Here is a 15,534-nt window from a genome sequence, read left to right on the forward strand (position 1 = left end):
CCAGGGCGGGAGCGCCGCCGTGCCCCACGACATCCCCCGATTCGAAGGAGCACCACCATGGGAACCATGAAAGCAGCGATCGTGAAGAACTTCGGCGACGAGCTCGACGTCGCCTCGGCCTCCATCCCGGAGCCCGGACCGGGCCAGGCCCTCGTCCGCCTCATCGCCAGCGGCGTGTGCCACACCGACCTCCACGCCGCCGAGGGCGACTGGCCCGTCAAGCCCTCGCCGCCGTTCATCCCGGGCCACGAGGGCGTGGGCACCGTGGAGAAGCTCGGCGAGGGCGTCGACGACCTCGCCGTCGGCGACCTGATCGGCAACGCCTGGCTGTGGAGCGCCTGCGGGACGTGCGAATTCTGCCGCACGGGCTGGGAGACGCTGTGCGAGTCGCAGCAGAACGGCGGCTACTCCGTGGACGGCTCGTTCGGCGAGTACATGCTCGTCGACGCCCGCTTCGCGGCCCGCATCCCCGACGGTGCCGACCCCTACGAGATCGCCCCCGTGCTGTGCGCCGGAGTCACCGTCTACAAGGGGCTCAAGCAGACAGAGGTCCGCCCGGGCCAGTGGGTCGTGGTCTCCGGCATCGGCGGGCTCGGCCACATCGCCGTGCAGTACGCCGTCGCCATGGGCATGCGCGTGGTCGCGGTCGACGTCGCGGAGGAGAAGCTCGCATTGGCCCGCAAGCACGGGGCCGAGGTCACGGTCAACGCTTTCGCCGAGGACCCGGCCGAGGCCGTGCAGGCCGCGACGGGCGGCGCTCACGGCGTCCTCGTCACGGCCGTCCATCCGGCCGCGTTCGGCCAGGCGATCGGCATGGCCCGCCGCGGCGGGACGATCGTCTTCAACGGCCTGCCCTCGGGCGACTTCCCGGCGCCGATCTTCGACATCGTGCTCAAGGGCCTGACGATCCGCGGCTCGATCGTCGGCACCCGCCAGGACATGGTCGAGGCGCTCGACTTCTACGCGGCCGGCAAGATCAAGCCGACCTTCCACAAGCGCCCGCTCGAAGACGTCAACGCCGTGTTCGACGAGATGAAGCACGCCAAGATCGACGGCCGCGTCGTCATCGAGTTCGACCACCGCGGATAGCACCCCGACGGCACCGGACGGCCCGCCCCGGGTGGGCCGTCCGGCGTCGCACCCCCTGGTGGCGCGCGGTGCGCGGCGGGACGATGCAGGGAAGGCCCCACGGAAGGAGTACCCCATGGACACGACCGGCGTCCTCGCGGCCCGTCCCGAGATCGAGGGAGAGCGGCGTTCCCGCGTCGCCCTCAGTGCGTCGGCGGTGGCATTGCTGCGCACGTTGTGGGCGCGGCACGGGCCGCTCATGTTCCACCAGTCCGGGGGCTGCTGCGACGGCTCCTCGCCCATGTGCTTCCCCGACGGCGATTTCAAGGTGGGCGGCTCGGACATCCTCCTGGGCACGTTCGAGTTGGAGGACGACGCCGGGGCCCGGCTGGGCGAGATCGGGTTCTGGATGTCGCGGGAGCAGTTCGACTACTGGAAGCACACGCACCTCACGGTCGATGTGGTTCCGGGGCGCGGCTCCGGGTTCTCGGTCGAGGCGCCGGAGGGCAAGCGCTTCCTGATCCGGAGCGAGATCATGGAGCCCGAGGGGCCCTGACCCGCGCCCGGAGCGGCGCTCCCGCCGGGCGGAGCTGGAGTAGCCGGCACCCTCCCGTGACAGAATCGACGGCAGGGACAGCAGCCGGCGATCGAGGGGAGGACGTTTCGTGGGAGCACCGGGCCGCCGCGAGGCGCCGCGCGTCGCCGTCGAATCGCAGGCGATCTGGGCGGGAACCGCGGCCGCCGCGGTGTCCGTGCTCGTGGGGCTCATCGGCTTCCACGGGCGCCGCCCCGCCCTCGCGGGCGACGGCTCCGTGGCGTTCTACGCCTCCATCCTCGCGGGCCTCGCCGTCGCGGGCGCCTTCCTGGCCGGGTACCTCCAGCACGCGCGCGCCGTCCACGCCTGGCTCGGAACACGGCCGGCGCTGCGCCAGGCCGTCGACGTCGCCGCGCTCATGGTGGTGCACGCCTCGATCGCCGTGATGTCCGCGCTTGTGGTGTTCCGGCTGTTCCAGGAGGCGTTCTTCGGCCTCACCGTGGACACGATCGCCGGCACCGCGATGCTCGTCAGCATGATCTTCGCCGAGAACCCGCTCTGGTGGCATTCGATGTTCAGCGAGCTCGGCACGGGCCAGGCCGGGACGACCTCGTTCTGGACCTTCAACACCACGATCACCGTCTCCGGGATCATCCTCACGACCCTCGCCGCCTTCATCACCCGCGACCTGCGCCAGTGGACCGGGCTCCTCGACGCGCGCGACGCGGCGGCCGGGCGCAAGCGCCGCCGCGTGGTCCGCCCGCGGCCTTCAGTGGTGCGCGTGTGCCTGCTGGCGAGCGGGATCTGCATGGCGGGGATCGGGCTGTTCCCCGTGAACCTGTTCGATCCCGTGCACTCCTTCTTCGTCCGCGCGCTCGCCGCGATCTTGCTGGTGCTGCTGCTCGGGGCGCCGGTCTGGCTGCCCGGGTTCCCGCGCGCCTTCTACTTCATCAGCGTCGTCGCGGTGGCAGGGCTCGCGGCGGCCGCGTACCTCTGGGCGCCGCTCGGCTACTACAACCTCACGGCGTTCGAACTCGCGGCGGCGGGCATCGTCTTCGCCTGGCTCGTGGTGTTCATCCGCACCACGACGGCCGTTGTCGCATCCGCGGGACTCGACCCCGCGCGTCTCGGCGAGGCGCTCCCGGAGCCGGGCTCCGGCGTCGTCCCCGGGAACGACGCCGGGGCCTCCCTGCCGGGGCAGGTGCGCCCGTGAACGAGCTGGGGGAGGCGCTGCGGGAACTGGATTCCTGGTGGATCTACCCCGTCGGGGCGCTGTTCGTCGCGGTGTCCGCGCTCCTGCCGCCCGTGCCCAGCACCACCTTGTTCGTGGCCCTCGGCTCGCTCGCCGTCAACACGGGCGAGCTGGACCTGATGCTCCTCGGGGCCGCGATGTTCGTCGGCGGGGTCGCGGGGGACGCGGCCACGTTCCTGTTGGCGCGGCGCTTCAACCTCACGGAGCTGCCCGTGTTCGCGGGCCGGCGCTGGCAGTCCACCTTCGCGGCGGCGCGGGCGCGGCTGGACCGCAACGGCCTGCCGCTCGTGCTCACGGCGCGGTTCGTCCCGCTGGGCCGGCTGACGATAAACGTCGCGGCGGCGCTCGTGCCGCAGGCGACGCGGCGGTTCATGGCGTGGTCCGTGATCGCCTCCGTGGTCTGGTCCGCCTACTCCGTGGGCGTCGGCGCGCTCTCCGGGGCGTGGCCGAGCCTGTCCACGGAGTTCGCCGTGGTGCTCGCGATCGCCGTGTCCCTCATCCTGGGGCGGCTCATCACCTTCGCGATCACGTGGTGGGAGAACCACCAGATCCCGCGCTGGCGCCGGCGCGGGGACGGGTAGGCGCGGGACGCCGCCGCCGGAGGGGCGGGTGACGCCATGATGCCGAGCGTAGGCGTGGCGCGCCGGGGGCCTCAAGGGGGAGTCCTCCCCGTGCGGTTAACCACATTCATGGCCCGGAGGGCTTGACGGGCGCGCCCGGCCGGTCGTGTCCGGGCGCCGCGCAGGGAGCGGTGGTGGACATGCGTGGGACAATGGGGGCGATGACCACCACCCAGCCCCAGCCCGAAGACCGGAAGCACGAACCAGCCGGCCCGGGATCGCCCGCCCGGCACGCCGCCGAGGAACTGCACCCCGCGGACGGGCACCACCGGACCGGGACCTCGCGCGCCCACGCGCGCCGTCCCGAGGCGCCGTCGGCGGGACCGCTCGCCGGTGTCGCCGGGGCCGAGGGGACCCGCCCGTCGGACCGTTCGGCCGCGCCGCGCCACCCCGCAGCGGGCACCGGGGCGCCGGTCTCCGACCGCGTCTCCGAGCTGCGGGCCCGCCGGGAGGGCCGCGCCCAGGTCCGGCCGACGCCTGAGGGGTGGAAGCAGGCCATGGGACCGGACGGCCGGCCGCAACTGCAGTTCGCGCAGCGACCGCGCGTCTCCCAGCCGCCGCAGCACCTCGCGGACCTCACGCTGGCCGAACGCCAGGACAAGCTCAAGGAGCTCGGGCTGCCCGGCTTCCGGGCCAAGCAGCTCTCCGTCCACTACTTCCAGCACTACACGACCGATCCGGCGCGCATGACCGACCTGCCGCAGGAGCGCCGGGCCGAGCTGGCCGCCGCGATGTTCCCGACCCTCCTGACCGAGGTGAAGCGGCTGACGACGGACAACGGCGACACCGTGAAGTTCCTGTGGCGGCTCTTCGACGGCTCGCTCGTGGAGTCCGTGCTCATGCGCTATCCCGGCCGCGTGACGCTGTGCGTGTCCAGCCAGTGCGGCTGCGGCATGAACTGCCCCTTCTGCGCGACCGGGCAGGCGGGGCTGACCCGCAACATGTCCACCGCCGAGATCCTGGACCAGATCGTGCAGGCCAACCGCTACATCGCCGACGGCGGCCTCGGCGGGAAGCGCCGCGACGGCGGGCACGACGCCGAGCGCGTCACCAACATCGTCTTCATGGGGATGGGCGAGCCGCTCGCCAACTACAAGCGCGTCATGGCCGCCGTGCACCGCATGGCCGCCGAGGCCCCGGAGGGCCTGGGCATGAGCGCGCGCAACATCACGGTCTCCACCGTGGGCCTGGTGCCGGCGATCAACAAGCTCGCCGAGGAGAAGCTGCCGTTCACGTTCGCCTTGAGCCTGCACGCGCCCGACGACGAGCTGCGCGACGAGCTGATCCCCGTGAACTCGCGCTGGAAGGTCGACGAGGCGATCGACGCGGCGTACGGCTACTACCAGGCCACGGGCCGGCGCGTGTCCATCGAGTACGCGCTGATCAAGGACATGAACGACCATGCGTGGCGCGCCGAGCTCCTGGCGAAGAAGCTCAACAAGCGCGGCCGCGGCTGGGTCCACGTGAATCCCATCCCGTTGAACCCGACCCCGGGCTCGATCTGGACCTCCTCGGAGCGGGACGTGACGCGCGAGTTCATCGACCGGCTCATCGCGGCAGGGATCCCGACGACCCTGCGCGACACCCGCGGCAAGGAGATCGACGGGGCCTGCGGGCAGCTCGCGGCGGCCGAGTAGCCCCCGCCCCGAGAGGACGTCCCACGAGATGCTGATCCGCAACGCGCGCCCCTGGGGTGGTGCCGCGTCCGACGTCGTCATCGAGGACGGCGCGATCCGCGCCGTCCTGCCCCACGACCCGCAGCGCCGGCCGGCCGGCGACGTGGTCGACGTCGTCGAGGGGCGCGGCCGGCTCCTGTTGCCGTCCTTCTCCGATGTCCACGTGCACCTGGACTCGACCCGGATCGGGCTGCCGTTCCGCGAGCACACCGGGCCGCCGACGTCCACGTCATGGTCTTCCCGCAGGCCGGGATCCTGCGGGAGCCGGGCACGGCCGGCCACCTCGAGGCCGCCCTGCGGGCCGGAGCCGACGTCATGGGAGGGATCGACCCCTGCGAGCTGGACCGCGACCCGAAGGGGTACCTGGACGTGGTCTTCGGGCTTGCCGAGAAGTACCAGGTGGACGTCGACGTGCACCTGCACGAGCCGGGGGCGCTCGGCGTCTTCAGCGCCGAGCTGATCGCCGAACGCACGCGGGCCCTCGGCATGCAGGGCCGGGTCAACCTCTCCCACGCCTACCAGCTGGGGAGCGTCAACGAGGCCGTGAGCCGGCGCCTCATCGAGACGTTCGCGGAGCTGGACATCTCCCTGACCACGGTGGCACCCAGCGCCGCGGGGCAGCTGTCCCTGTCCGAACTGACCGGGGCGGGCGTCCGCGTGGGGCTGGGCGAGGACGGGCAGCGCGACTACTGGAGCCCCTACGGCAATTGCGACATGCTGGACCGGGGCGGCGACCGCACCGTCATCCACGCCGGCCGCGTCGTGGCCGACGAGCTGAGGGTGTTGGGCACCGGGCGGGTCTACTAGGCCACCACCAGAGCCCGCACGGCGGCGGAATCACCTGCCACCGACCCTACGCGTCAGCGGGCGGCGCCGCGCAGGCTTCCCGTGACCGGCTCCAGGGTCGCCTCGCCGATGAGGCACTGGACCTTCCGGTCGCCGAAGGCCCACGACTCGTCGGTCGGCGCGAAGGGGAACACGTCGAGCCCGGAGTCCTCGTACGCGATCCCCGCGAACTCGGTGAACGCCGCGCCGTAGCACTCGTCGAGGATCCGCTCCCAGGCGGCGTCGTCCGGCAGGGAGTCCTGCGTGACGTTGAACGCGTGGAACATCTCGAGCTCGTGCGGCTCGCCGCAGGGGATCGCGCCGACGGTCTCGAACTCCTCGCTGCCGGGCTCGTTGAGACAGTCACCGGTCTTGATGGCGTCGACGTGGGCCGCGCCGGCCTGGACCACCTCGCCATCGACGCCGCGCGGGGCGTCCTGCGTGATGCCCAGATACGAGCAGCCGGACAGCAGTGCGGCGATGGATGCGCAGGCGAGCGCGCGGACGGCGACAACCGGCCTCATGATTTCCCCCCATGGTCGTGAATGCTCTGAGCATAAGGCAGGGAGGGGCGGATAGCATCGCACCATGGCCCTCCACCACGCGCGCGTCCCGGCGCCGGCCGCGATCGCCGACGTCGCGCCGGAATCGGTGCTGCTGCTGGCGGCCGGCCGGGCGGTCCTGCTGCAGCTCGCCCACCCCGCGGTCGGACACGGAGTGGCCCGGCATTCGGACTTCCCAACCGATCCGCTCAAGCGGCTGCACGGCACGCTCAGCTACATCTACGCGCTCACCAACGGCACCCCGGGCCAGGCGGCCGCGGTGCGCGAGTGGGTGGACCGGGCCCACGCCCCGGTCCGTTCGGAGGCGGGCGCGGACGGGACGCACCCGGCCTACGACGCGCGGAACCCGGAGCTCCAGCTCTGGGTCGCGGCGACGCTCTACGACTCGGCCCTGCTGGTCCACGAGGCGGTCTTCGACCCGCTTCCGCCGCGGGCGGCGGAGGCGCTCTACCGCGAGTACGCGGTCCTCGGCACCGCCCTGCAGATGCCGGCCGGCGCCTGGCCCGCGGACCGGGCGGCGTTCCGGAGGTACTGGAACGACGCCGAGGCCCGGCTGGGAGTGGACCCCGCGGTCCGGCGCGTGGCGGGGGAGCTGCTCGCGGCCCGGAACGCGCCGTTCTGGATCCGCGCCGCCATGCCCGTGGCGCGGGTGCTCACGGCGGGGATGCTGCCGGCGCGCCTGCGGGAGGAATTCGGGCTGCCCTACGGACCCTGGCGGGACCGGGTGTTCCGCGCGGTCCTGCGGACGGCGGCCGTCCTCTACCCGCGGCTACCGCGGGGGCTGCGGCACGCCCCGATGCACCACTACCTGCGCCGGCTGCCGGCCGGGCCCGGCGCCTGACTCAGGCGGCCCCGCGCGAGGCGCGGCGGTCGTGGACGAACCAGGCGAGGACCCCGACGACGGGCAGCGCCAGGACCGCCAACGCCCACCACATCGTCGCCATCGGCTCGCGCCGGGCCTTGGTGCGGTCGATCCGGACCAGGGCCACCACGACGAGGACGACGAAGACCAGGGCGACCCCCGTGACGGTCCACTCCCACACGGCGGGCAGCAGCGGATTCGCGGAGGCGGGGATCATGGCTCCACCCTACCCAAGGTGTGGCACGCTGGGAGCGGAAGTCCGCCGTCGTACCCCGGGAGCAGCACCATGACCCAGCCCTTGACCATCGCCAGCCGCGCCCAGGTCCCGCCCTTCCAGGTCATGGACATCCTCCAGCGCGTCGCCGAGCTGCGGGCCGCGGGGCGCGACGTCGTCTCGCTGTGCGCCGGCGAACCCGGCGGCGGCGCGCCCGGCCCGGTCTCCGCGGCCGCCGCCGCCCTGCACGCCTCCGGCACCACGCTCAACTACACCCCGGCGCTCGGCACGGGCGAGCTGCGCGCGGCCATCGCGGGGCACTACCGGCGCTGGTACGGGATCGACGTCCCCGCCCGGAACGTCGCCGTCACGACCGGCTCCTCCGGGGCGTTTATGCTGACGTTCCTCGCCGCCTTCAACCCCGGCGACCGGGTGGCGCTCGCCCGCCCCGGGTACCCCGCCTACCGGAACATCCTGCGCGCCCTCGGCGTCGAGGTCGTCGAGCTCGAGTGCGGCCCCGCGACCCGCTACCAGCCCACCCCGGAACTGCTCGACGCCGCCGCGCGCGAGCACGGTCCGCTCACCGGCCTCATGCTCGCCTCGCCGGCCAACCCCACGGGGACCATGGTCTCCCGCGCCGAGCTCACGGCCCTGGCCGGATGGTGCGCCGACGCCGGCGTGCGCCTGGTCAGCGACGAGATCTACCACGGCATCACCTACCCGCTCCCGGGCGCCGAGGACCCGCGCGGGGTGTGCGCGTGGGAGCTCGGGCGGGAGTCCGTGGTGATTTCCAGCTTCTCGAAGTACTGGGGGATGACGGGGTGGCGGCTCGGCTGGGCGCTCGTGCCCGACGACCTGCTGGCCTCCGTCGACGCGCTCGCCGGGAACGTGGCGCTGTGCCCGCCGGCCCCGGCGCAGGCCGCCGCCGTGCACGCGTTCGGCGAGGCCTCCTACGCGGAGGCGGAGGCGTCCGTCGCCGAGTTCGCCGGCACCCGGGACGCGCTGCTCGCCGCGCTGCCGCGGCTCGGCTGGGGGCCGGCCGCCCCCGCCGACGGCGCGTTCTACCTCTACGCCGAGCTCGGCCAGGCGTTGGCCGGATTCCCGGACTCGGCCGCGTATTGCGCCGCGCTGCTGGAGGAGGAGGGCGTGGCCCTGGTCCCGGGCGCGGATTTCGACGCCGGGGCCGGGCGGAAGGCGGTCCGGCTCAGCTTCGCCGCGGGTCGGGCGGCGGTTCAGGAGGCGGTGGAGCGGATCGTGCGGTTCCAGGCGGCGCCGCGGTAGGAGGCGGTGGGAATCGGGCCGCGGGGACGGGGCCGAACGCGCGCGGGGCCACGCTGTTCAGGAGCAGCGGCAGCAGCACGCTGCCGGAGGCGGCCACCGCGAAGGCGAGCACGGTAAGCGAGGCCGCGCCGAAAGGGAGCGCGGCCTCCCCGACGGCGAGCCCGGCGCTGAGGGCGAAGGCCAGCTCCTTCGGGTTCGCGACGCTGACGGCGAACCCCAGGAGAGGGGCCTGGCCCGGGGGCATGGTGTCCAGGGATCCCATCCACTGCGGCAGCTCGCCGCCCTTCGCGGGGCGCGCGCCCGGGCGGAGCGGGAGCTTGGAGGCGGCCAGCACCACGAGGCCAGTGCCGAGCAGGATCTTCAGCACCGCTTCCGCCGTCGTCACCGTCCGCGACTCCGGGACGGCGTCGGCGGCGACGGTGAACAGGGCGACCGCGGCGGCGATGCCGGCGATGCGGCCCGCGGCGAACGCTGCCGCCGCGCCGCGGCGCCCGGAGAGCAGCAGGACGAGCGCGATCAGCGGCAGGGGACTGAGGCAGAAGGCGATGACGAGGGGGAGCAGTTCCCCGATGACGGGCAGCACGGCCGGCTCCGGCTAGGCCGCGGGACCGGGCGGGAGCAGGTGCTGGTGGGGAACGCGGTCGCGTTCGTAGGTGATCTCCGTGTAGCCGTGGGCGGCCGGGAGCCCGTCGTCGCCGAGGTTGACGAAGACGATCTGCTCGATGGTCAGGATGGACTGCCGCGTGAACATGTTGCGCACCTCGGCGCGCATGGTCAGGGAGGTCCGGCCGAACCGGGTCGCGGTCAGCCCCATCTCGATGAGGTCGCCCTGCTGGGCGGAGGAGACGAAGTTGATCTCCGACATGTACTTGGTGACGGCCCGGCCGTTGCCCAGCTGGACGATCGCGTAGATCGCCGCCTCCTCGTCGATCCAGCGCAGGAGGCTGCCGCCGAAAAGCGTGCCGTTGGCGTTGAGGTCCTCCGGGCGCACCCACTTGCGGGTGTGGAACGTGATGTCGCCGGCCGTGTCCATGACTTGAGGGTATCCCGGTGCGGGCCCCTCCTCCACAGGTGGCCGGCGGCGGCCGCGAATCCACCGGCCGGTGGGCAGCCGCCCCGGCCGCCGGTTCCGCCCGGCATCCTCGTTCCAGCGGGCGTTGGTCCGCGGGAGCAACGAGGAGGAAGCCATGGGACCAGAGGGACTGACGGAGATCGAGGCGGAGCTGCGCGAGCTCTCCGATGAGCTGACGGCGCCGCGGGCCGGCGAATGCCTGATGTGCTACCTGTACCGGATGATCGAGTTCGGCTGCCGCGGGCACGGGTTCACGAGGCGGTACCAGGAGGCCGCCGCCCCGCGGGCCACGGCCCTGCTGCGGCGGCTCGCCCGGATGGGCGCCTGCTGCTGCGAGTGCGAGGTGTTCTGGAACGCCTACCACCTGGATGCCGACTACTTCGAGTTCGACGCCGCGGGGGAACCGGTGATGGAACCGATGCCCGCCTGCCACGGCGTGCGCAAAGGCTCGACCCAGCCGTGCCCCCTCTGGCAGCCGAACCCCCTCTGGAGCGTGCGGCGTCGGAGGTAGCGGATGACATGTGTCATGCGCATCACGTGACCGCGCCCCCGTGCGCATCCCGGCGCCGGGCGGGAGACTGGAGGCATGAAAGCACACGAGGACGCGCCCTCCGCCATCCGGCTCAGCGGGCTGCGCAAGAGCTTCAAGTCCAGGGAAGGCGAGGTGGCCGCCGTCGCCGGCGTGGACCTCGTCGTTCAGCCCGGGGAGATCGTGGCCTTCCTCGGCCCCAACGGGGCGGGCAAGACCACCACGATCGACATGGTCCTGGGCCTCACCGATCCCGACGGCGGCACGGCCGAGGTGCTGGGACTGAACCCGCGGCAGGCGGTCCGCGCCGGGCGGGTCTCGGCGGTGCTGCAGACCGGCGGCCTGCTCCGCGACCTCACCGTGCGGGAAACGGTCCTGTCGATCGCGTCCCTCCACGGGGCCAAGGGGCGGGTGGAGGAGGTCATGGACCGCACGGACATCGCCCGCATCGCCGGACGGAAGGTCTCCAAGTGCTCCGGCGGCGAACAGCAGCGGCTCAAGTTCGCGCTCGCCCTGCTGCCGGACCCGGACCTCTTGATCCTCGACGAGCCGACGGCGGGCATGGACGTCAACGCGCGCCGCGAGTTCTGGGACACCATGCGCCAGGACGCCGACTCCGGCCGGACCGTGGTCTTCGCGACCCACTACCTGGAGGAGGCCGAGCAGTTCGCCCACCGCACGGTGCTGATCGTCAAGGGGCGCATCGCGGCCGACGGCCCCACGGCCCAGGTCCGCTCCATGGCCGCGGGCCGCACGGTCTCCGCGGCCGTGCCGGGCCTCGAGGACGGAGCGGACGCGGTGCTCGATCGGCTGCGGTCCCAGCCCGGGGTCCGCCGCCTTGAACGCAACGGCTCAAGGGTCTCCGTGGTCACCACCGACTCCGACGCCCTCGCCCTGGCCCTGTTGCGGGACTTCGGGGCGCATGACCTCGAGGTCTCGTCGCCGAGCCTCGAGGCGGCCTTCGTGGACCTGACCGCGGGCCTCGAGAACGAACCGGCACCGAGGAGCCTCCGATGAACGCCACCTATCTCCGCATCGACCTGACCCGCCAGCTGCGGGACACCTCCAACATCATGTTCGTGTTGCTCATGCCGCTCGTGATGTACCTCGTCTTCGGCGTCTCGATCAGCTCGGGAGACCAGCCGATCGGCGACTCCAACGTCGCGTTCTACGTCATGAGCTCCATGGCCGCCTACGGCGCGGCGCTCGCCGCGACGACGGCGACCGGCGGCGCCGCCGTCGAACAGATGCAGGGCTGGGGCCGGCAGGTCGGGCTGACCCCCGTGAGCCCCGCGTCCGTCGTCGTGGGCAAGGTCCTGACCGCCCTGGCGATCACCGCGGCCAGCATCGGGGTCGTGCACCTCGGCGGCCTGGCCACCGGCGCCGTCGCCCCGGGCGGGATGTGGCTCGCGACCTTCCTGCTCACCCTCGCCGGGGCCTCGGTGTTCGCGCTCTTCGGCTTCTCCGTCGCGATGCTCTTCAAGAGCGAGTCCGCGCTCGGCGTCGCGACGGGCGTCCTCGTGCTCATGTCCTTCGTCGGCAACGTGTTCATGCCGCTCAGCGGCGCCATGCTGGACTTCGCGCGCTTCACGCCGATGTACGGGTTCGTGGGGCTCGTCCGCTGGCCGCTCATGGAAGGCCGCCAGGCCGCCGCGGACGTCGAACCGGATTCGCTCGCCCTGCTGCTGGCCAACGTCGTGGCCTGGGCGTTGGTGTTCGGAGCGGCGGCGGTCGTGGGCGTGCAGCGGGGACGGCGGCGGCAATGAGCGCCGACGGACCGCGCCTGAACGCCTGGGAGCGGTACGGCTGGCTCATGCCCGGCGTCTGGCTGGTCTTCCTGGCCTACACGGTCTTCGCCGTGCTCGGCGCCGGGCTGGCACCGGCGCTGACGGCGCTCGGGCTGCTCCTCGTGGTCCTGTTCGGCGCGGTCTACCTCGCGGCGTTCCTCGTCCTGCAGGGCCCGCGCGACTACCGGCTCGGGTTCCGGCACTGGAACTGGGTGGGGCTGGCCGTCCTGTGCGCCATCATCGCCGCGGCGGCCCCGCTCATCGGCTTCGCGGCCCTGTTCATGTCCCCCTACGTCGTCGGCTACGCCTGCTACATCCTGCCGCGGAAGGGCGGTTGGATCGTCGGGCTCGGGGCCACGGCCGGGACGACGGCCCTCCTGGCGCTCGCCGGGATGCTGCCGGAGTACCTGTTCCTGGTGTTCATCATGCTCGGGGTGTTCGTGCTCAACACGGCCGAGGCGGCCCTCCTGGATTCCGAATCCAAGCGGCAGGCCGTCTCCCGGGACCTGGCCGTGGTCTCGGAACGCGAGCGCGTCGCCCGCGACGTCCACGACGGGCTCGGCCACACCCTGACCGTCGTCGCGATGAAGGCCGAGCTCGCCGAGCGGATCATGGACGCGGACCCGGCCCGGGCACGGGCGGAGCTGGGCGAGCTGCACGGACTCATCCGCGAGGCGCTCGCCGAGGTCCGGGCCACGGTCGGCGGGCTGCGCGCGAACGACTTGCCGACGCAGGCCAGCGCACTGCGGCTGGCGCTGGAAGGCGCAGGCATCGACGTCGTCATCGAGGGGGACCCGGCCGGGGTCCGGACGGAACTTCAGGCCACGCTCGGGTGGATCCTGCGGGAGGCCGGCACCAACGTCCTGCGGCACGCCCGCGCGCAGCGGTGCCGGCTCGAGTTCTCGCCGCGGCGGATGGCCGTGGAGGACGACGGCGTAGGGCTGGGATCGGCGCCCGCCGGCCACGGGCGCCGGGGCATGGCCGAGCGCGTCGACGAGGCCGGAGCCTCGCTGCGGGTCAGCCCGGGAACCGGGGGCGGAACGCGCGTGGAGGTGGCGTGGTGAGGACGATCCGCGTGCTGCTTGCCGACGACCAGGCGCTCGTGAGGGGAGCGATGGCGGCGCTGCTGAACCTGGAGCGCGACCTCGAGGTCGTCGCGGAGCTGCCCGACGGCACCGGCGTCCTGGACGCGGTGATCGAGCACGCCGTGGACGTCTGCGTCCTGGACATCCAGATGCCGGGCATGGACGGGATCGAGGCCGCCGCCACCGTGCGCGCCGGCGCCCCGGGCTGCCGCACGCTGATGGTCACGACCTTCGGCCGCACGGGGTACCTGCGCCGCGCGTTGGAGGCCGGGGCGAGCGGCTTCGTCGTCAAGGACACGCCGGCCTCCCAGCTCGCGGAGGCGATCCGGAAGGTCCATGCCGGCCTGCGCGTCGTCGACCCGCAGTTGGCGGCCGAGTCGCTGGCCGAGGGCTCTAACCCGTTGAGCGAACGGGAACGCGAGGTGCTGGCGCTGGCCCGGGACGGCCTGCCGGTCGCCTCGATCGCGGCCCGCGTGCACCTCTCGGCCGGGACCGTGCGCAACCACCTCTCGGCCGCCATCGGCAAGACCGGGTCCGCCAACCGGATCGCGGCGGCGAAGACGGCGGCCGAGCGCGGTTGGCTGTAGGCGCGGCCCCGGCGTCGTCCTACCGACCCAGGTGGTCCACGAGCCGGTCCGCGATCCCGTGGTAGGTGGCCGGGGTGAGGCGCAGGAGGCGGTCGCGGGCGTCGTCGGACAGGCCCAGCCCGGAGACGAACTCCTTCATCCGGGCGGCGTCCACGCGCTGGCCCCGCGTGAGGTCCTTGAGGCGTTCGTACGGGTTCTCCATGCCCTCGACGCCGGCGACGGCCTCGGCGCGCATCACCATCTGGATGGCCTCGCCGAGGACCTCCCAGTTCTGGTCCAGGTCCTCGGCGAGCACGTCCCCGGCGACATCGAGCCGGTCCAGGCCCTTGGCGACGTTGGAGATCGCCAGGAGGGAGTGGCCGAACGCCGTGCCGATGTTGCGCTGCGAGGAGGAGTCCGTGAGGTCGCGCTGCCAGCGGGAGGTCACGAGCGTCGCGGCGAGCGTGTCCAGGAGGCCGTTGGAGATCTCCAGGTTCGCCTCCGCGTTCTCGAAGCGGATCGGGTTGACCTTGTGCGGCATCGTCGAGGAACCGGTGGCGCCGGCCACGGGGATCTGCGCGAAGTAGCCGATCGAGATGTAGCTCCACACGTCCGTGCAGAAGTTGTGCAGGATCCGGTTGAACCGGGCCACGTCCGCGTACAGCTCGGCCTGCCAGTCGTGCGACTCGATCTGCGTGGTCAGCGGGTTCCAGACCAGGCCCAGGCCCTCGACGAACGTGCGCGAGACCTCCTGCCAGTCGGCCCCGGGGACGGCCGCATAGTGGGCGGCGTAGGTGCCGGTGGCCCCGTTGATCTTGCCCAGGTACTCGGTGCGCGCGATCCGCTCGAGCTGGCGCGTCAGGCGCCACGCGGTGACGGCGAGCTCCTTGCCGAGCGTCGTCGGCGTGGCGGGCTGGCCGTGCGTGCGGGAGAGCATCGGGATCTCGCGCGTCGCCTCGGCCATCGCGCCGATCTGCTCGACGAGCGAGCGAGCGGCCGGCAGCCACACGTCTTCGACCGCTCCCTTGACGCCCACGGCGTAGGAGAGGTTGTTGATGTCCTCGCTCGTGCAGCCGAAGTGCACCAGCGGTGTGAGGTCCTCGATGCCGATCGCGGGCAGGCGGCGGCCGATGTAGTACTCGACGGCCTTGACGTCATGCACCGTGACAGCCTCGATCTCCGCGAGCTCGGTCACCGACTCGCCGTTGAACCCGGTGACGATCCCGCGCAGCGCATCGACCTGCTCCGCGGTGAGCGGGGAGGTGCCCGGCAGCACGGACATCGAGGTCAGGTGGATGAGCCATTCGACCTCGACGTGCACGCGGTCGCGGTTCAGGGCGGCCTCGGAGAGGTAGTCCACCAGCGGGGCGGTGGCGGCACGGTAGCGGCCGTCGAGGGCGCCGAGGGCCAGGGGTTCGGAAGCAAGGGAATAGCGCGCGGATTCAGCCATGGGCCCCATTCTTCCATGGGCGGGGGCGCCGGACGGAGCCGGTGACGCCCCCTCCACAGCTCCCGTGGGCGGGCCCGGGTGCACAGGTACGACGCCGGAGCCCGGCCGGGCGGCACCGCGTCCCTAGCGTGGGTGGACAGGGAGGGCCC

General features: G+C 72.8%; 17 protein-coding genes and 1 pseudogene. 13 read left to right on the forward strand and 5 right to left on the reverse strand.

Going from position 1 to position 15,534, the window contains the following annotated elements:
* The first annotated feature begins 57 nt into the window (after positions 1 to 57).
* The 6 genes and pseudogenes from adhP to ACQ3I4_RS08155 all read left to right on the forward strand — a co-directional run.
* The gene (gene adhP, locus ACQ3I4_RS08130; protein WP_430633293.1) at positions 58 to 1,089 is read left to right on the forward strand and encodes an alcohol dehydrogenase AdhP; all 1,032 of its coding nucleotides are present in this window, start codon (positions 58 to 60) and stop codon (positions 1,087 to 1,089) included.
* Between the two features lie 115 nt (positions 1,090 to 1,204).
* Entirely contained in the window at positions 1,205 to 1,624 is a 420-nt protein-coding gene (locus ACQ3I4_RS08135; protein ID WP_329861239.1) for a DUF779 domain-containing protein, read from the forward strand.
* Between the two features lie 109 nt (positions 1,625 to 1,733).
* Positions 1,734 to 2,816 carry a hypothetical protein gene (locus tag ACQ3I4_RS08140; protein ID WP_430633294.1) on the forward strand — a complete coding sequence of 361 codons (1,083 nt, stop codon included), beginning with the start codon at positions 1,734 to 1,736 and terminating at the stop codon, positions 2,814 to 2,816.
* Positions 2,813 to 3,436: a DedA family protein gene (locus ACQ3I4_RS08145; protein ID WP_430633295.1), complete on the forward strand. Its 624-nt coding sequence runs from the start codon at positions 2,813 to 2,815 to the stop codon at positions 3,434 to 3,436. The genes ACQ3I4_RS08140 and ACQ3I4_RS08145 overlap by 4 nt, the downstream gene beginning before the upstream one ends.
* A 200-nt stretch (positions 3,437 to 3,636) precedes the next feature.
* Positions 3,637 to 5,112, forward strand: a complete 1,476-nt coding sequence (gene rlmN, locus ACQ3I4_RS08150) for a 23S rRNA (adenine(2503)-C(2))-methyltransferase RlmN (RefSeq protein ID WP_329861234.1) — start codon at positions 3,637 to 3,639, stop codon at positions 5,110 to 5,112.
* A gap of 28 nt (positions 5,113 to 5,140) precedes the next feature.
* A pseudogene (locus tag ACQ3I4_RS08155) lies at positions 5,141 to 5,928 on the forward strand (amidohydrolase family protein); the annotation flags it as partial.
* Between the two features lie 83 nt (positions 5,929 to 6,011).
* Here the strand turns inward: ACQ3I4_RS08155 and ACQ3I4_RS08160 are convergent.
* The gene (locus tag ACQ3I4_RS08160; RefSeq protein ID WP_430633296.1) at positions 6,012 to 6,500 is read right to left on the reverse strand and encodes a septum formation family protein; all 489 of its coding nucleotides are present in this window, start codon (positions 6,498 to 6,500) and stop codon (positions 6,012 to 6,014) included.
* Between the two features lie 64 nt (positions 6,501 to 6,564).
* On the opposite strand from ACQ3I4_RS08160, the gene ACQ3I4_RS08165 reads away from it, so the two are divergent.
* A complete protein-coding gene (locus ACQ3I4_RS08165; RefSeq protein ID WP_430633297.1) occupies positions 6,565 to 7,380 on the forward strand; it encodes an oxygenase MpaB family protein in 816 nt (271 codons plus the stop codon).
* A 1-nt stretch (position 7,381) separates the two neighbouring features.
* Here ACQ3I4_RS08165 and ACQ3I4_RS08170 read toward each other — a convergent pair whose 3' ends face one another.
* A complete protein-coding gene (locus tag ACQ3I4_RS08170; protein ID WP_329861229.1) occupies positions 7,382 to 7,618 on the reverse strand; it encodes a PLD nuclease N-terminal domain-containing protein in 237 nt (78 codons plus the stop codon).
* Between the two features lie 69 nt (positions 7,619 to 7,687).
* Between ACQ3I4_RS08170 and ACQ3I4_RS08175 the strand changes: the two genes are divergently transcribed.
* Entirely contained in the window at positions 7,688 to 8,896 is a 1,209-nt protein-coding gene (locus tag ACQ3I4_RS08175) for an aminotransferase class I/II-fold pyridoxal phosphate-dependent enzyme (protein WP_430633298.1), read from the forward strand.
* Here ACQ3I4_RS08175 and ACQ3I4_RS08180 read toward each other — a convergent pair.
* The gene (locus ACQ3I4_RS08180; protein ID WP_430633299.1) at positions 8,820 to 9,479 is read right to left on the reverse strand and encodes a GAP family protein; all 660 of its coding nucleotides are present in this window, start codon (positions 9,477 to 9,479) and stop codon (positions 8,820 to 8,822) included. The two genes, ACQ3I4_RS08175 and ACQ3I4_RS08180, sit on opposite strands and share 77 nt — an antisense overlap.
* 12 nt (positions 9,480 to 9,491) lie before the next feature.
* On the reverse strand, positions 9,492 to 9,929 hold the full coding sequence (locus ACQ3I4_RS08185) for an acyl-CoA thioesterase (RefSeq protein WP_329861226.1): 438 nt from the start codon (positions 9,927 to 9,929) through the stop codon (positions 9,492 to 9,494).
* Positions 9,930 to 10,083: 154 nt separating this feature from the next.
* Here ACQ3I4_RS08185 and ACQ3I4_RS08190 point away from each other — a divergent pair, with 154 nt between their 5' ends.
* The 5 genes from ACQ3I4_RS08190 to ACQ3I4_RS08210 all read left to right on the forward strand — a co-directional run bounded on the left by ACQ3I4_RS08190 (position 10,084) and on the right by ACQ3I4_RS08210 (position 13,956).
* The gene (locus ACQ3I4_RS08190; protein WP_430633300.1) at positions 10,084 to 10,479 is read left to right on the forward strand and encodes a DUF2695 domain-containing protein; all 396 of its coding nucleotides are present in this window, start codon (positions 10,084 to 10,086) and stop codon (positions 10,477 to 10,479) included.
* 75 nt (positions 10,480 to 10,554) lie between these two features.
* On the forward strand, positions 10,555 to 11,514 hold the full coding sequence (locus ACQ3I4_RS08195; protein WP_430633301.1) for an ABC transporter ATP-binding protein: 960 nt from the start codon (positions 10,555 to 10,557) through the stop codon (positions 11,512 to 11,514).
* Positions 11,511 to 12,263 carry an ABC transporter permease gene (locus ACQ3I4_RS08200; protein ID WP_329861220.1) on the forward strand — a complete coding sequence of 251 codons (753 nt, stop codon included), beginning with the start codon at positions 11,511 to 11,513 and terminating at the stop codon, positions 12,261 to 12,263. The genes ACQ3I4_RS08195 and ACQ3I4_RS08200 overlap by 4 nt, the downstream gene beginning before the upstream one ends.
* Positions 12,260 to 13,348, forward strand: a complete 1,089-nt coding sequence (locus tag ACQ3I4_RS08205) for a sensor histidine kinase (RefSeq protein ID WP_430633302.1) — start codon at positions 12,260 to 12,262, stop codon at positions 13,346 to 13,348. Before ACQ3I4_RS08200 ends, ACQ3I4_RS08205 begins: the two co-directional genes overlap by 4 nt.
* Positions 13,342 to 13,956, forward strand: coding sequence for a response regulator transcription factor (locus tag ACQ3I4_RS08210; RefSeq protein ID WP_430633303.1), 615 nt, complete (start codon positions 13,342 to 13,344; stop codon positions 13,954 to 13,956). Before ACQ3I4_RS08205 ends, ACQ3I4_RS08210 begins: the two co-directional genes overlap by 7 nt.
* Before the next feature lie 19 nt (positions 13,957 to 13,975).
* Here ACQ3I4_RS08210 and purB read toward each other — a convergent pair whose 3' ends face one another.
* The gene (purB, locus tag ACQ3I4_RS08215; protein ID WP_430633304.1) at positions 13,976 to 15,385 is read right to left on the reverse strand and encodes an adenylosuccinate lyase; all 1,410 of its coding nucleotides are present in this window, start codon (positions 15,383 to 15,385) and stop codon (positions 13,976 to 13,978) included.
* Positions 15,386 to 15,534 lie beyond the last annotated feature (149 nt).

Origin of the sequence: Zafaria sp. Z1313, from assembly GCF_050563205.1 — a bacterium.
GTDB lineage: Bacteria > Actinomycetota > Actinomycetes > Actinomycetales > Micrococcaceae > JAZDCJ01.

What these genes read in the sequence shown, in the direction of transcription:
- ACQ3I4_RS08135 (WP_329861239.1), top strand. Translation starts at nt 1,205, where the DNA reads ATGGACACGACCGGCGTCCTCGCGGCCCGTCCCGAGATCGAGGGAGAG.
- ACQ3I4_RS08200 (WP_329861220.1), top strand. Translation starts at nt 11,511, where the DNA reads ATGAACGCCACCTATCTCCGCATCGACCTGACCCGCCAGCTGCGGGAC.
- ACQ3I4_RS08205 (WP_430633302.1), top strand. Translation starts at nt 12,260, where the DNA reads ATGAGCGCCGACGGACCGCGCCTGAACGCCTGGGAGCGGTACGGCTGG.
- ACQ3I4_RS08185 (WP_329861226.1), bottom strand. Translation starts at nt 9,929, where the DNA reads ATGGACACGGCCGGCGACATCACGTTCCACACCCGCAAGTGGGTGCGC.
- ACQ3I4_RS08170 (WP_329861229.1), bottom strand. Translation starts at nt 7,618, where the DNA reads ATGATCCCCGCCTCCGCGAATCCGCTGCTGCCCGCCGTGTGGGAGTGG.
- ACQ3I4_RS08160 (WP_430633296.1), bottom strand. Translation starts at nt 6,500, where the DNA reads ATGAGGCCGGTTGTCGCCGTCCGCGCGCTCGCCTGCGCATCCATCGCC.
- ACQ3I4_RS08175 (WP_430633298.1), top strand. Translation starts at nt 7,688, where the DNA reads ATGACCCAGCCCTTGACCATCGCCAGCCGCGCCCAGGTCCCGCCCTTC.
- ACQ3I4_RS08190 (WP_430633300.1), top strand. Translation starts at nt 10,084, where the DNA reads ATGGGACCAGAGGGACTGACGGAGATCGAGGCGGAGCTGCGCGAGCTC.
- rlmN (WP_329861234.1), top strand. Translation starts at nt 3,637, where the DNA reads ATGACCACCACCCAGCCCCAGCCCGAAGACCGGAAGCACGAACCAGCC.
- adhP (WP_430633293.1), top strand. Translation starts at nt 58, where the DNA reads ATGGGAACCATGAAAGCAGCGATCGTGAAGAACTTCGGCGACGAGCTC.
- ACQ3I4_RS08165 (WP_430633297.1), top strand. Translation starts at nt 6,565, where the DNA reads ATGGCCCTCCACCACGCGCGCGTCCCGGCGCCGGCCGCGATCGCCGAC.
- ACQ3I4_RS08195 (WP_430633301.1), top strand. Translation starts at nt 10,555, where the DNA reads ATGAAAGCACACGAGGACGCGCCCTCCGCCATCCGGCTCAGCGGGCTG.
- purB (WP_430633304.1), bottom strand. Translation starts at nt 15,385, where the DNA reads ATGGCTGAATCCGCGCGCTATTCCCTTGCTTCCGAACCCCTGGCCCTC.